Here is a 13781-nt window from a genome sequence, read left to right on the forward strand (position 1 = left end):
TACCCGATTTGGGATCGGTAGCAACCTTGACCGTTTCCACTCGCGGCATGAACATTTCTCACAACATGAACCGCATGCTCGCGGGGGCGTTGCTCTCGGGTGGCTTCGCCGTCGTCGGGTTGGGCCTGACGGCGGGAACCGGCCACGCCCAGCCCGCCCCGATGGTGTGCCAGGACGGCGGCACGGTACCTAGCCCGACGAACAGCTGCACCTACCAATGGTGCCCGGGTTCGCCGGTGATGAAGAACATGCCGGACTGGGACAGAAACGCCTGTCACCCTTGGTATTTCGATCAGAACAGCCCGGTAACCAATTCGACGATCATCGAAGGGTTTCCGCCGCCGCGGCCGCCGTCGCCGCCGTGCATACCGTTCATCAATTGCCTGCCCGGGCTGTGAGGCGAGAGGGCTAACCCCTGCGCAGCGGCGCCGGGCTCCACAGGCCGCCGCGCGTCGCCGTGCCCAACTGGAGACGGGCGGCCTGGGCGTTGGGGTAATAGGGCGTCAGCCGCTGCAAACTGCCCCAGTCCCGCGACCAGTCGTCCTTCAGATAACTGCCCACCGTCGTCGCCTTGACCAACAGCTCGGTGACACCAAGCGGCCCGCCCCCGTTGTTGTCCATGACCGGTGAGTTCGCCTCGGCGCCGAACCGGTCCGGCAGGATCCGCCATTTCGGGGTCTCGTCGACACCGTTTTGATGGCCGAACGGCCGCTGGCACGGGAACGCGAGACCGACCAGCCAGTCCAGGAACACCGGGTCGTGCGAGCCCACCACTTCCTGCAGCGTGCGCAGCTGTGGAATCCGCGGCGGCGTGACCGCGATCCAGTGCTGCGGCGCCAGATCCTCGTCGTCGGCGACCAGGCGAACCTGGGTGGCGTTGCGCGGAATCCACGACATCGGCAGCCGCAAGTTACGCCACGCCGGCGACGCGCCGACGTCGAAGAACTGGAATGAGCCGCCCGGGTGTCCGCCCGCCGCCCCGTCGTCGGTGGCCCATTGCAATTGCACCTCGCGCGCGTCGAACCGGCCCGCCGCCGACACCACCAGCAGCGGTCCCGCCTGGTCCCGCGCGGGAAGTCGGTACCACGCCGAGCGCAGTCTGGCGGGCACCTGGATGCCGGACTGCCAGCTGCCCAGCACCGGTGTGCGGGCCGGATCCAAGTTGTAGGGCAGCTGGGCGCGGGAGCCGTTGATTCCCGGTGCGGCGCTGGTGCCGCCCTCGGTGCCGGCCTGGTTGGTGGTGCCCTTCTCTTCGTCGGTGACGAAACTGCGGTCGGCCTGGCGTTCCATCACCGGGTCGGCGCGGACGTCGGCGGGAATGCCGTTGGGCGTGAACCCTTCCGACAATCCGGCCCCCAGGGCATCGGCCACCGGGGCGGCCACCGGTGCCAGCATGCCGGCGTTGGGATCCTGCTCGACCAGTACGTCCTCGGCCAGGCCGCAGGACTTCCCGGTCAGTGCCTCGAGATTGGACCGCCCCACCGACCAGGCCGGATACTGAGCGGTCATCGCCAGGGTCAGCGATGCCACCTCGAAAACCACCAGCACCCACGCGGCAATTGCCAAGGGGGACTGAATGATTGCGGCTACCCGGTTGCCGGGGGGCCGTTGGGTCCTCAAGGAGTCCGGGGCGACGAAGTGGAACCACGCGGCCAGCAGCAGCACCAGCAGGGTCAGTCCTAGCAGGGTGGTGGCGAAGGCGTAGTGCCATTGTGGGAACGAATTCGACCATGGCACACCGAAATTGGACACGTACCACCAGCCGTTGACGCTGGCGAACGACAACGCCACCAAGAACAGCACCACGGAGGCGAAAACGGTTCGGTTGCGGCGCGAACGCATCGCGACGGACGTCACCGCGACCGCGGCCAGCGCCCCGAGGGACCCGGCCAGCCCCGCGAACACCCCGAAGTGGTGCGTCCACTTGGTGGGAGTGAACATGATCGCCACGAACGAGATGATGGTGATGCCGACGATGCGCCGGCTCGGTCCGGCGGCCGTGCCCGGGATTCGCCCCTTGCGCAACGACATTGCCACCGTGATGCCGAGCGCGAGGACCAGCGCCAGCACGGCGAAGCGGCGCGCGACCGATCCGTCGGGACTGGCCATGAACAGCCGCTCGTAGCGGATGTGTTCGTCGAACCAGCTCAGGCTGGGCCCCAGGGCCCGCTTGAGGGCGGTGGCCTGCATCTCGCCGGCCAGGGTCTGATCGCGGAAGATCAGGATCACGGTGACGGTGACCGCGGCGGCTATCGGCGCCAGCAGTGGCAGCGCGCCGAAGCGTTTGGATCGGCGGTGCACGATGGTTCGCAACGGTCCGATCGCGACTAGCAGCGCACCGATGGACGCGATGCCGGTGGGCCCGGAGAAGAGTGTCAAGGCACCGATGATGCAGGCGATCGCCACGGGCAGCAGCCGGTTGGTGGCCACAGCGCGCTCCACCGAACACCAGGTGAGCAGGATGCCCAGGGCGATGATCGGCTCGGGGCGCAGGCCGTTGTCGAGCGGCAGCCACGTCGCCAGGAACATGCCCGCCGCGGTCCACGCCGCTGCCCTGCTGCGCTTGACGGCATGGCCCAGACGCGGGATGACCTCGCGGCTGATCACCCACCAGCACGTCAGCGCGATGACCAGGGTGGGTAGGCGCATCCAGACGCTGGTGGTGCTGACGTGCGCCCACAGCGCGAGCAGGTCGTAATACCACCCGAACGGCGCCTCTGGCGTGCCTAGCCAGCGGTAGTAGTTGGCCATGTAGCCGGCATGTTCGGACACCCGGGCCATGGTCAGGATGTAGCCGTCGTCGGAGGTATTGGCGCCGACGAAGTGCCACCACACCAGCACCGCGATGACCAGGGCGTCCAGGCCGCCGATCGACCACCAGCGTGGCGGAAGGAACCGTCGGTGCCGGGTGCCGTCGGCCCGGTCCAGGACGTGCAACGCGACCAGCGCCGCGGCCGTCAGCACCACCCCGAGGATCATCGCCGCGAGCTTCAGCGGCGTCGGGCTGCTGCTGTAGCGGGTGTCGACGGTCGCCGAGAAGCTCAGGCCCGGCGGCGTCGGCCCGGCCAGGTCGGTGAACACCCCGACGATCTGGGGCCGGAAGTCATACCCGCTCTTCTCGCCGCGCAGTGGCGAGCCGGGATGCTCGGTGTTGGGTCCCTGCGTCAGGCCGACGAATTCCGCGGCGACCCGCTCCGCGTGCGCGGTGAAGGTCAGCCGCTGGCAGGCGGGGCTGAGCACCTGGCTCAACGGGGCGGTGACGACGGGGACGTTGCGCACCACGAGCACCAGCTCGTCGTTGGCGCGCTGGATGAGCAGGCCGCGGTCGACGGCCTTCGGGGCCTGCTTGGGCACCGTCGACAACAGCACCGTCTTGCCGGCATTGTGCGGTCCGGTCAATCCGGCGGCGGCCGAACACGGCACGCTGACGTTCAGTTCGGTGGCCACATAGCCGATCAACGGCGCTTCGACGCTCTCGAACGCGCCGTTCTGCGGCCAGTTGAGCTGGGCGGTGGTCTGGTTGACCGGCAGGACCGGGGTGGCGATCGCCAGCACGGCCCCGAGCAGACCGGCGACGACGGCAACGATGCGAGCGATCCGGTGGTTTCCTCCCGTGTCGCTCACGGAGGTAGATGGTAGTTCTTCGGCCAAGTTGGGCGAGGTCTCGGTCGCCATCAGCCGCTCGTCACCGGCTGGGCCCCGGGCCTGCGGATGGCCAGCACAAACGGGCCGATGGTCTGGACGACGAACCGTGGGTCGTCGAAGAGGGCGGCGCGCAGATCGACGGTGTAGCGGCGCACGTTTGGCTGGTTGGGATAGACGTCCTCGGCCAGCCGCAGCGTGTAGTTGCCGTTGGCGCCGCGGCGCATCAGGAAGACCGTCGGCGCCGGCCAGGGGGACGTGTCCAGGGCGTGGATCAGGTCGTCGGCGGTCTTTAGCTTGGACCACTTCTCGATCTGCGCGGCCCGCAGGTCGAACTGCGCCAGCGGGTTGGCGTAGTGCGACGTCAATCCCTGGAAGCCCCAGTAGGGGTAGTAGGACAGGAAGCTGTAGTCGGCGGTCATCAGCACGGTTTGGTTGCGTGGCTTGCCTGTGACGCGCAGGATCGCGGCGTCGATGTCGGCGTAGAACTTCTCCGAGCTGGGCGGGCGGCGATCGCCGCGCTGGCCGTGGCCGTCGGTGTCGGTGTAGGCGATGGTCAGATCCGGCCGCAGCACGTCGGGAATGTCCTGGCTGAACGCGATCGCCGCGGTCAGCCCGATCGCCGCGGCGACCGGGGCGGCGGCGCGGCTTCGCCCGGCCAGCGACCGGGTGGCTTCCACGAAGCCGAACACGCCCGCGGCGACCAGCAGCACGGTCAACGTGGGCTGCAGCCGGAACGACAGCAGCGTGGTGCGGGCCAGCGTCGTCAGCATCGACAGCAGCGACCACAGGTAGACGGCCAGCACGCCGATCGTCAGGGCGGCGGCCCGCACCGACGTGCGGGCGCGCACCACCAGCCACAGCGTGCCCAGCAGGCAGACGGCGCCCAGCAGCGAGAACTGCAGCATCGGGAAGGTCAGCTCGGCGCCGTCGGCGGGCAGGTAGTGAAAGGCGCTGCCGCTGTTGCTGATTGGGCTGGTGGCCGCGCGCAGCAGGAACGGCAGCCAGGTGGTGCTGGCGATGGCCGCCGCGATCACGGCGATGACGGCAAGCCGGCGCAGCGGGTCGAGCGCGGCCTTGACGCCGTGTTGCCGCCAGCGCGCGGCGACCAGCACCAGGGCCATCAGCGCCATCGTGAAGGCGCCGAAGCCGAACAGCAGCGAGTACCACGTGGCCGTCCAGCCCAGGAAGATCCCGGCGCCGACCACCGCGGCCCAGCCGCCCGCTGTTGGTTCTTCTGCGCCGAGCGTGCGGCCAGCCGCACGTTCGGGTTCGAGTGTGCGGCCAGCCGCACGTTCGGCGGCTAGGGCCCGGTCGGCGACGCCGCCGCCCCGCTCACCGGCACGCAGGCCCGACCACGTCAGCACCAGCACCGGCGGCAGCAGCACCGTGATCATCGCGGCGTAGGGCTCCGGCGAGCTGTACGCCAGCGTCACCGCGGCGGTCGCGGTGGTCACGATCAGCGCGTACTCGAAGCGGATCATTCGCCACCACAGCACCAGCGCGACCGCGACCGCGATGGTGATCGAGGTGATGGCCCACGGCTTGTAGATCTCCCAGGCCGGCACGCCGGTCAGCGCCGCCGCCCGCCCACCGATCCAGAACCAGCCCGGCGGGTAGAACGTCGGCAGGCCGACGTAGGTCATGTCATGTAGGGCGGGGCTGTCGGCGAGCCGGGTCAGGTATTCCGTGCGGAACTGCTGGTCGACGGAGATGCCGAACAGATACAGCTTGGTGGCGCCCAGCGGCATGCCCAGGGTGACGACGGAGAACGCCGAGACGAACACCACCCCGCCGAGCTGGGCCAGCAGCCGAGGGTAGCGACCGCCGCGTCGCCACAGCCAGCCGACGCCGATCAGCCCGGCCAGGCAGCCGACCTGCCCGACGGTGGTCAGCGCGTGCAGCTGGTTCGACGACGGAAAGGCCGGCCACTGGACCCCGGCAATCGCGATCAGCGACACCACCGAGACGATCGCGGCCACCACCGCGGCCAAGACCAGCTGGCCGAGACTGGCCAGTGCGTTGCGCATGGTCAGATTGGCAGCTTGCGGAAGATGCTCCGCGGGATGTGTCGCAACACCATCATCACATAACGGAATGCTGCTGGCGCCCAAACCAATTCCTTACCTTTTGCGGCCGCGGTCACCGCGAGGTTGGCGACGTACTCCTTGTCGACGGTCAGCGGGGCTTCCTTGATGTGCGCGCTCATCCGGGTCCGCACCTGGCCGGGACGGATCACCAGGACGCGAACCCCGTACTCGCGCAACGCTTCTGACAGGCCTAGGTAGAAGCCATCCAAGCCCGCCTTCGTAGAGCCGTAGACGAAGTTGGATCGCCGCACCCGCTCGCCGGCCACGGTACTCATCGCGATGATCTGGCCGAAGCCCTGCGCGCGCATCTTCTCGGCCAGCAGTACGCCCACCGAAACCGCCGCGGTGTAGTTGATTTCGGCGATCTGCACCGCCTTGCGCTGGCTCTGCCACAGTTCTTCGGCGTCGCCGAGCAAACCGAAGGCGACAATCGCCACGTCCACGTCGCCGCCCGAGAATGCCTGCTCGATCATCTTGGGGTGGCTGTCGGTGTCGGTGGCCTCGAAGTCGATCAACTCCACCGACCGCGCGCCCGCGGCCTTCATCTGGGCCACCGCGTCGTCGCGGCCCGGGTCGTCGGGCATGGCTGCCAGCACGATGCGCGCGTGCGCGTTCTGCAGGTAGCGCTCGCAGATGGCCAGCCCGATCTCGGACGTGCCGCCCAGCAGCAGGATGGTCTGCGGATTTCCCACCGCGTCGAGCACCATTTAGAGCAGCTCCAAACGTCGGGCCATGTCGGAGGCGAAGACCCCCAGCGGATCGACCTTGCGGCGCACCGCGATCCACTCGTCGATGCGCGGATACATGGCGTGAAAGGTTTCCGCGGTGGCGCGGGAGTCCTTGGCGGTGTAGACCCGCCCGCCGAACTCCAGCACCCGGCGGTCGAGTTCGTTGAGGAACTCGTTGAGTCCGGGCTTCATCGGGAAGTCGAGACACACATTCCAGCCGGGAATTGGAAAGCTAAGCGGGGCTTGGTTTCCGGCCCCGAACAGTTTGAAGACGTTGAGCGCCGAGTAGTGGCCGCTCGCTTGAATGTCTCGGATGATCTGTTTGAATTCGTCGACCGCCGAGGGGGGCACCAGGAATTGATATTGCGCAAAACCGGCTGATCCGTAGCCACGGTTCCATTCACCCAGCAGATCCAAGGGGTGATAGAACTGCGTAAGGTTCTGGATCTTGCCGCGGTAGTGGCCGCCTCGGCGGTAGTACAGCTCGCCGATGGTGCTCAGCGTGAGCTTGTTCATCAACCCATTGGGAAAGACGTCGGGCACCGTCATCAGTTGTGGCGCATCGAATTTAAGGGGATGCTTGGCCAGCTTCTTGGGAAGCTCGTCGCGCAGTGCCAGGCGCCCGCGAGTGATCGCCGCGCGTCCCAACTTGGGTGGGGGGCTGATGGCATCGAACCAGGCGCTGGAGTAGGTGTAGTTGGCTTCGCTGCCATCGCTGTGAAACTCGACGGTCTCGTCCAGCGACGCCGTGTTGTCGCCGTCGTTGATGAAGTAGGCCGTCTCCGTCGGGGTCATCTCGATGGTGGCGCGTAGGATGATCCCGGTCAGGCCGTTGCCCCCGACGGTGGCCCAGAACAGCTCGGCATCGTCCCCGTCGGGGGTGACGGTGCGGATGGCGCCGTCGGCCATGAGGAGGTCCATCGACCGCACGTGGTTGCCGAAGCTGCCCGCGCTGTGATGGTTCTTGCCGTGGATGTCGCAGGCGATCGCCCCGCCGATGGTGACCTGCCGGGTGCCCGGCAGCACCGGAACCCACAGCCCGAACGGCAGCGCCGCCTTCATCAGCTGGTCCAGGTTGACCCCGGCGTCGGTGTCGACCAGCCGGGTGTCGGCGCTGATCGAGTGGATGCGGTTGAGCGGCGTCATGTCGATCACCAGACCGCCGCCGTTTTGCGCGTTGTCGCCGTAGGAACGGCCGAGGCCGCGTGCGATCACGCCGCGGTCGCCCGCATTGGCCACTGCCTTGGCGATCTCCTCCGCATCCCGGGTGGAAAGCACCGTCGCGACGGAGGGAGCGGTGCGACCCCAGCCCGTCAGGCGTTTGGTGGTGAACATCGTCAAAGAGGGTACCGCTTGGCCGGCTGGCTCAGCGGAGGCGGAAGATAACGGCTCGCTGCACGACGAAGTTGATCACGGTCGCGGTGCCCTGCGCGATCACGAACGCGACGGGTATCGCCCAGCCGCGATAGTGCATCAAGGCAAGGCACAGATGGTTGAGCCCGACCTGCACGGCGAAGGTGATGCCGTACAGAACCATCACCGCGACGAACCGCGCGGTGCTCGGTGACGCCTGGAACGTCCACCGGCGGTTGATCAGGTAGGCGGTGATGGTGCCGACCACGAAACTGGTGGCTTTGGACAGGTCAACCTGTATGCCGACCACTCGGTAAAGCACCAGGTAGAGGCTGAAGTCGACGACTCCAGCCAGCCCGCCGGTGACTACGAAGCGCCATATCTGCGTGGTCAGACTCAGCTGTGGCGGCGCGACGTCGGGCATGGGCTATTTGGGCAACTTCACCGCGATCAGCTCGACCTGGTTTTCCCCTTGGGGCGTCGAGTAGGTCACGGTGTCGCCCGGTTTGCGCCCGGCGAGCGCCTGGCCCAGTGGGCTGCGGGCGGTCAGCGTCTCGGCTTCGCGGCCGGCCGGGGTCTCCTCGACGATCGAGATCACATGCATCGTCACCACTTCACCGTCGGGGAAGCGCAGGGTCACCTCGGTGCCGCCGGGCAGCGTTTCTGCCTCTCCGGACTCCGACGGCCCGGTCCGCAATCGCCGGTCCAGCTCGTTGATCCGGTCACCCAGCACGACCAGTTCGTCGGCGCGCTGGATTGCCTCGGCCGCGTCCCCATGGTCGCCGACCATGCCGCGGTCGTTCTTGACCTCGACCTCGAGGCGATCGCGACGCTGCCGCAGCCGATCCAGCTCCGCGGCCAGGTTCTCCCGCGCGGCATCGGCCACTGATTGGGCTTTCTTGGTCACGTCCGCCCACCTTTCGCCCCGACGATTCGGGTCGCCGTTTGCTGATCACACACGCGCCGTGAATCCGATTCGTGGCGTATCAGTGTTACACCACCAAGCGGCCGCCCGTCACCGGTATCAGGCAAGCACGTCTATTTAGTTGTACACGTGCATACCCATTGGAGCCGTCAGCGAACGGGTTGCTGTGAGCTTGGTGCCGATCACACCGGTCCCGCGGTCAGCGTGACGACGTGGTTGCGGCGCTCGCGTGCCTTTATCCGCGACACCCAGACCCGGCCCCCGGTCGCCAGGCTGACGATCCGCTCGGCGGTGTCGAACACCCACGCCGCCGAGCCCTCCATGCCGGTGTCGTCCATGATGCGCAGATCGATGACGCCCCGCTCGGCCAGCAACTCGAACAGGGCGCGCTGCGGGTCGGCCGCGGCGATCAACGTGGTGTGGTCGAACTGGTATCGCAGCGCCGCCCGGATCACCCGGACGGCACCCGGGTCCACCACGGTCTCGGGTTCGGTTTCCGCCCAAGCGAACTCGACTTCGAATGTCCGCTCATAGCCGTGTAGGAAGAAGCGCTTCCCCTGGTTCGCCCACGAGCGATAACAGCAGGGTAGGTCGTCGAACATCTTGCGCATGTGGAACCGCGCCGTCCGGCCGACGGGCGCGTCGGCACGATGCATGACGGCGACGTGCGCCCCGTCGGCGCTGGTGATATCAGGAATTTGCACGACGGTTAGCGTCGTGCGCCGGCCTTGTCGGATCCTCAAAAGATTCTTGAAGCGACGCGCCGGCCCGGTTAGGGAACGCTATCCCACCCCTGCTCGGGTGAGCCGTTGCAAATGCGGGGTCCTACCCAAGTCCCGGGACCGGGGCCGCCGAGGACGGTGAGGCAGCCACCGAGCAGGGCGGTGATCCGGCCGTCGGGCTGGATGGTCCAACGCTGGCTGTTCCAACAGGCGAAAAGGCGCAGCGACAAACTGGACTCGGGCACATTCAGGCACCGGCCCGGGAAGGCCACACTCTCGATTCGCCCGTCGCCGTTGAGATTCCAGCGCTGGGTGTCGGCGCCGTTGCAGGGGTTGACCACCACGGGGGTGAACCAGCTGTCGCTCGGGGCGTCCAGACACGCATCGCCTAGCCGGCTTCTCAACTGGACCGGTCCGTCGGCGCTTGCCGCACCGGCGCTGAGCATCGCGATGCCAAACACGGCGCCCACGAGGACTACGGCCCGACGCGCACCGCCCGGCAAGCGCGACTCATGCATTTCGGCTCCGTCCTCTAGTCTGGCCCAGGCGGTCACACCCAGTAGGGCACCCGGGCGCGGTATTGCCGCATCGCCAACGCCGCCAGCACCCAGCCGACGGCCGTCAGCGCCAGCACCACCAGCCAGTGCCGCAGCTCCTGGGGGGCGCCCAGCAACGGCGCCCGAACGATGTCCAGATAGTGCAGCAGCGGGTTGAGTTCGACGATCCTCGACCAGCGCCCGACACCCTGCTGGCGCAGCGTGTCTTCGTTCCAGATGATCGGCGTCATGAAGAACAGCAGCTGCACGATGGAAAACAGCAGGGGACCGATGTCGCGGTAGCGGGTCGCCAGGATGCCGAAGCACAGCGACACCCATATGCAGTTGAGCACGATCAGCGCCAGCGCCGGGATCACCGACAAATCGGCCCACGACCATGGCTTGGGGTAGATGATCGCGATCACGACGTAGATGACGATGTTGTGGGCGAACAGGATGATCTGACGCCACACCAGCCGGTAGACGTGGACGCTCAACGGCGTCGGCAGCTGTTTGATCAGGCCCTCGTTGGCGACGAAGACGTCGGCGCCCTCCAGGATGGCGGCGTTGATCAGGTTCCAGATGATCAACCCGAGCGTGACGTAGGGCAGGTGCACCGCCAGTTGCAGGTGAAACAGTTTGGAATACAGCCCGCCCATCGCGACAGCGGTGGTGCCGGTCGCGATGGTGATCCAGAACGGTCCCAGCACCGAGCGGCGGTAGCGCTGCTTGATGTCCTGCCAACCCAGGTGCAGCCACAGCTCGTGACGGCGAAACCCGTCGACCAGATCGGCACGGGCGCGGGTAAATGTCCGGGACTGAGTCGCGGCGTCGAGGAAACTCATCAGGACCCTCCGGGCTTGCCGAATTGCTCGCGACGTCCCAAGCGGCGCAACCGAATCCACTCCAGCAGGCCCTTGGGGTCGCGGCGGCTCACCAGGAAGAACCAGCCGAACCGCAGCCACTCCTGGGCCTGCAGCCTACGCAGACCCGGTTGCGACAGCAGGTAGCCGCGGTTGCGGTAGGTGAAGAACCGCTTGGTGGGGTTGTCGGGATACTGCGTGTGCATCCGACCGCCCAGGATGGGCCGGAACTCCTCGGATCCGCAGGGATGCAGGTAGACCGCTTCCAGGCAGGTGCCGAACGGCAGACCGGACCGAACCAGCCGGCGGTGCAATTCCACCTCGTCGCCACGGATGAACAGCCGCATGTCCGGCACCCCGATCGCTTCCAGGGTGGACGCCCGGAACAGCGCCCCGTTGAACAGCGACGCGATGCCGCGCAACAGATCCTGGCCCGCTTCGGTGCGCAATTCGCTTGCGTACCTTCGCCACACCAGGCCGCGCCGCAACGGAAACGCCAGCCGCTGCGGGTCGTCCGCGTTGCACACCATCGGCGACACCTCGGCTAGCCCGTACTTCTCGGCGCACGTCAGCAGCGTCGCCAGCACGCGGGAATCCTGCGGGCGCCCGTCGTCGTCGGCCAGCCACACCCAGTCCGCGCCCTGGGCCAGGGCGTGCAACATGCCGAGCGCGAAACCGCCTGCGCCGCCGAGGTTTCGGCGTGAACCGAGGTACGTCGTCGAAATCGGTTGGGCGGCAACGAGGTCGCTGACCCGCCCGTCTTCGGTCCCGTCGTTGTCGACCACGATGAGGTGATCGGGCAGCCGGGTCTGCGTGCTCAACGCATCCAGCGACTTGGCCAGCTCGTCGGGTCGTCGGTGGGTGACCACGACGGCGAAGACGGACTCACTCATGATTGTCCGGCGGTTTCGGCCAGCACCTCGCGGACGTGGCGCGCCGCCTCCTCGCCCTCGTAGGCGCGCACGACGTCCTCGATACCGCCCGTCTGCCGGATGACGCCGTGGTCGATCCACATCGCCGTCTTGCACAGCCGGGCCAAGAACTCGGTGGAATGGCTGGCGAACACCAGGATTCCGGAACGCTCCACCAGGCCCTGCAACCGCGACTGGGCCTTCTTCAGGAAGTCAGCGTCGATCGCGCCGATGCCCTCGTCGAGCAGCAGGATCTCCGGGTCGATGCTGGTGACCACGCCCATCGCCAGTCGCACCCGCATGCCGGTGGAATACGTGCGCAGCGGCATCGACAGGTAGTCGCCGAGCTCGGTGAACTCGGCGATCTCGTCGACCTTGCTCAGCATGTATTTTCGGCTCTGCCCTAAGAACAGGCCGCGAATGATGATGTTCTCGTAGCCGGAGATCTCGGGGTCCATGCCGACCCCGAGGTCGAATACCGGCGCCACTCGCCCGGTGACCTTCGCCCAGCCGCGGGTGGGTTCGTAGATGCCCGAAAGTAGCCGCAGCAGAGTCGATTTCCCGGCCCCGTTATGACCGACCAGTCCGACCCGGTCGCCGAGCTCGAGCGACATGGTGATGTCGCGCAACGCCTCGACGACGACCACGTTGGAGTTGTTGCGCCCGATCGTGCCGCCCGCCTTGCCTAGGAAGGCCTTCTTCAACGAGCGCGACTTGGCGTCGAAGATGGGGAATTCCACCCACGCTCTCTGTGTCTCGATGTGAGGTCCCGAACCCGCCACCATCAGCTACTTACGTCGGCCTACAAGTATTGCCCGGTGCCCGAGCCGGGGCCGTGGCCCGACTTGCTGATGCCCGGCGGCAGCGCGCTGTGGCGCATCTGCTCCAGCTGTGCGCGGGCCGCCATCTGCTGGGCGAACAGCGCGGTTTGGATGCCGTGGAACAGGCCTTCGAGCCAGCCGACAAGTTGTGCCTGGGCGATGCGCAGCTCGGCGTCCGACGGAGCGGCGTTCTCGTTGAACGGCAGCGTGAGCCGGTCGAGTTCTTCGCGCAGTTCGGGTGCCAGGCCGTCTTCGAGCTCACGGATGCTGGTGGCGTGGATCTCGCGCAGCCGGTTACGGCTGGCGTCGTCGAGCGGTGCGGCGCGCACCTCCTCGAGCAGTTGCTTGATCATCGTGCCGATCCGCATCACCTTGGCGGGCTGCTCGACCAGGTCGGTCAGGGAGCGTCCGTCGGAGTCGTCGTCGTCCTCCTCGCGTATCGCCATGATCCGCGGATCGACGCCGCCGATGATTTCGATGCCATCGTCGTCTCGGCCGTCGTTGCCGTTACTCAATGCGTCACCATCCTCTTGTTGCGTCTAGGGGTGGGGCGTCGCGGCGGTGTTTCCGCGCCATTCGTAGATCTTGGCCCCACCGTTGTCGTAGATCAGCGCCCACGACTTCGATTTCTCTAGAGACATTAGTCCGTCGGGTGTGGCAAACCCTCTCACGTTGGGCGTGCTAGTCAATATGTACCTGATATTGAGGGCCTTAATCGCCTCGACCACCTTCGGATCGTCGTCGCCCTTGCGCGCCGAGGTCCAGAAGATGTAGCGGTAGTAACCCGGCCCGGTCTGCTGCGGAAAGTCGTAGTGGGTCCACAGCGGGTGCAGGTCGGCCACCGCATACATCCACGCGGTGCCGTCGACGTTCGAGTCACCGATCACGGTGTCGCGGGCGCCCGGCTGGTTGGCCAGGTAGGCCATCGCCATCAGGTCGCGCTGGTGGTCGCGGGCGCGAAACGGGTGACCCAGCGGTTCAAACCGCAGCCCGCGCCGGTCTGGGTCTCGGCCACCGCGGTGCTGCTAATGCTGTCGACCGTGGTCATCGCGCGGCACTACTTCTATCGGCACCTGGTGCTGTTCGGCGACAAATACGACTCGGTGATGATCGACCAGCGCGACCTGATGGCGATGGCCTACCTGGCCAACCAGCCGGGCGCCCGCGACACCGTGATCGGTGCCTCGAAC

The 13781-nt window shown here is 67.1% G+C and carries 13 protein-coding genes and 2 pseudogenes; 2 read left to right on the forward strand and 13 right to left on the reverse strand.

The window, feature by feature from the left end; translation table 11 throughout:
* The first annotated feature begins 47 nt into the window (after positions 1 to 47).
* Complete coding sequence (locus A5745_RS02045; RefSeq protein WP_076114929.1) at positions 48 to 398, forward strand: hypothetical protein; 351 nt, start codon at positions 48 to 50, stop codon at positions 396 to 398.
* A 10-nt stretch (positions 399 to 408) separates the two neighbouring features.
* Here A5745_RS02045 and A5745_RS02050 read toward each other — a convergent pair whose 3' ends face one another.
* The 13 genes and pseudogenes from A5745_RS02050 to A5745_RS02110 form a co-directional block, all read right to left on the reverse strand.
* A complete protein-coding gene (locus tag A5745_RS02050; RefSeq protein WP_076114930.1) occupies positions 409 to 3675 on the reverse strand; it encodes an arabinosyltransferase domain-containing protein in 3267 nt (1088 codons plus the stop codon).
* On the reverse strand, positions 3675 to 5672 hold the full coding sequence (locus A5745_RS02055) for a galactan 5-O-arabinofuranosyltransferase (RefSeq protein ID WP_076114931.1): 1998 nt from the start codon (positions 5670 to 5672) through the stop codon (positions 3675 to 3677). The genes A5745_RS02050 and A5745_RS02055 overlap by 1 nt, the downstream gene beginning before the upstream one ends.
* A gap of 2 nt (positions 5673 to 5674) precedes the next feature.
* Complete coding sequence (locus A5745_RS02060) at positions 5675 to 6439, reverse strand: decaprenylphospho-beta-D-erythro-pentofuranosid-2-ulose 2-reductase (RefSeq protein ID WP_076114932.1); 765 nt, start codon at positions 6437 to 6439, stop codon at positions 5675 to 5677.
* On the reverse strand, positions 6440 to 7795 hold the full coding sequence (locus A5745_RS02065; protein WP_076114933.1) for an FAD-binding oxidoreductase: 1356 nt from the start codon (positions 7793 to 7795) through the stop codon (positions 6440 to 6442).
* Positions 7796 to 7826: 31 nt separating this feature from the next.
* Positions 7827 to 8237, reverse strand: coding sequence for a GtrA family protein (locus A5745_RS02070; protein WP_076114934.1), 411 nt, complete (start codon positions 8235 to 8237; stop codon positions 7827 to 7829).
* Positions 8238 to 8240: 3 nt separating this feature from the next.
* Positions 8241 to 8720, reverse strand: a complete 480-nt coding sequence (locus A5745_RS02075) for a GreA/GreB family elongation factor (protein ID WP_076063141.1) — start codon at positions 8718 to 8720, stop codon at positions 8241 to 8243.
* A 200-nt stretch (positions 8721 to 8920) separates the two neighbouring features.
* Positions 8921 to 9442, reverse strand: coding sequence for a 6-carboxytetrahydropterin synthase (locus A5745_RS02080; protein ID WP_083662653.1), 522 nt, complete (start codon positions 9440 to 9442; stop codon positions 8921 to 8923).
* Positions 9443 to 9510: 68 nt separating this feature from the next.
* The gene (locus A5745_RS02085) at positions 9511 to 9978 is read right to left on the reverse strand and encodes an RICIN domain-containing protein (RefSeq protein WP_076114938.1); all 468 of its coding nucleotides are present in this window, start codon (positions 9976 to 9978) and stop codon (positions 9511 to 9513) included.
* Between the two features lie 32 nt (positions 9979 to 10010).
* Entirely contained in the window at positions 10011 to 10841 is an 831-nt protein-coding gene (locus A5745_RS02090; protein WP_076063145.1) for an ABC transporter permease, read from the reverse strand.
* Positions 10841 to 11752 carry a glycosyltransferase gene (locus A5745_RS02095; RefSeq protein ID WP_076114935.1) on the reverse strand — a complete coding sequence of 304 codons (912 nt, stop codon included), beginning with the start codon at positions 11750 to 11752 and terminating at the stop codon, positions 10841 to 10843. The genes A5745_RS02090 and A5745_RS02095 overlap by 1 nt, the downstream gene beginning before the upstream one ends.
* The gene (locus tag A5745_RS02100) at positions 11749 to 12555 is read right to left on the reverse strand and encodes an ABC transporter ATP-binding protein (protein ID WP_076063149.1); all 807 of its coding nucleotides are present in this window, start codon (positions 12553 to 12555) and stop codon (positions 11749 to 11751) included. Before A5745_RS02100 ends, A5745_RS02095 begins: the two co-directional genes overlap by 4 nt.
* Positions 12556 to 12572: 17 nt before the next feature.
* A complete protein-coding gene (locus A5745_RS02105; protein WP_083662655.1) occupies positions 12573 to 13037 on the reverse strand; it encodes a bacterial proteasome activator family protein in 465 nt (154 codons plus the stop codon).
* Positions 13038 to 13130: 93 nt separating this feature from the next.
* Positions 13131 to 13535: pseudogene (locus A5745_RS02110) on the reverse strand (DUF6541 family protein); the annotation flags it as partial.
* Here A5745_RS02110 and A5745_RS02115 point away from each other — a divergent pair.
* Positions 13527 to 13781, forward strand: a pseudogene (locus A5745_RS02115) (hypothetical protein); the annotation flags it as partial. The pseudogenes A5745_RS02110 and A5745_RS02115 overlap by 9 nt on opposite strands.

This window comes from Mycobacterium sp. IS-2888 (assembly GCF_001954215.1).
In the GTDB taxonomy this organism is placed as follows: Bacteria; Actinomycetota; Actinomycetes; order Mycobacteriales; family Mycobacteriaceae; genus Mycobacterium.

Bases quoted from the DNA above. Each gene is read 5' to 3' on its own strand.
- A5745_RS02065 (WP_076114933.1), bottom strand. From the start codon at position 7,795: ATGTTCACCACCAAACGCCTGACGGGCTGGGGTCGCACCGCTCCCTCC.
- A5745_RS02100 (WP_076063149.1), bottom strand. From the start codon at position 12,555: ATGGTGGCGGGTTCGGGACCTCACATCGAGACACAGAGAGCGTGGGTG.
- A5745_RS02085 (WP_076114938.1), bottom strand. From the start codon at position 9,978: ATGCATGAGTCGCGCTTGCCGGGCGGTGCGCGTCGGGCCGTAGTCCTC.
- A5745_RS02050 (WP_076114930.1), bottom strand. From the start codon at position 3,675: ATGGCGACCGAGACCTCGCCCAACTTGGCCGAAGAACTACCATCTACC.
- A5745_RS02060 (WP_076114932.1), bottom strand. From the start codon at position 6,439: ATGGTGCTCGACGCGGTGGGAAATCCGCAGACCATCCTGCTGCTGGGC.
- A5745_RS02090 (WP_076063145.1), bottom strand. From the start codon at position 10,841: ATGAGTTTCCTCGACGCCGCGACTCAGTCCCGGACATTTACCCGCGCC.
- A5745_RS02045 (WP_076114929.1), top strand. From the start codon at position 48: ATGAACATTTCTCACAACATGAACCGCATGCTCGCGGGGGCGTTGCTC.
- A5745_RS02095 (WP_076114935.1), bottom strand. From the start codon at position 11,752: ATGAGTGAGTCCGTCTTCGCCGTCGTGGTCACCCACCGACGACCCGAC.
- A5745_RS02070 (WP_076114934.1), bottom strand. From the start codon at position 8,237: ATGCCCGACGTCGCGCCGCCACAGCTGAGTCTGACCACGCAGATATGG.
- A5745_RS02055 (WP_076114931.1), bottom strand. From the start codon at position 5,672: ATGCGCAACGCACTGGCCAGTCTCGGCCAGCTGGTCTTGGCCGCGGTG.
- A5745_RS02105 (WP_083662655.1), bottom strand. From the start codon at position 13,037: ATGGCGATACGCGAGGAGGACGACGACGACTCCGACGGACGCTCCCTG.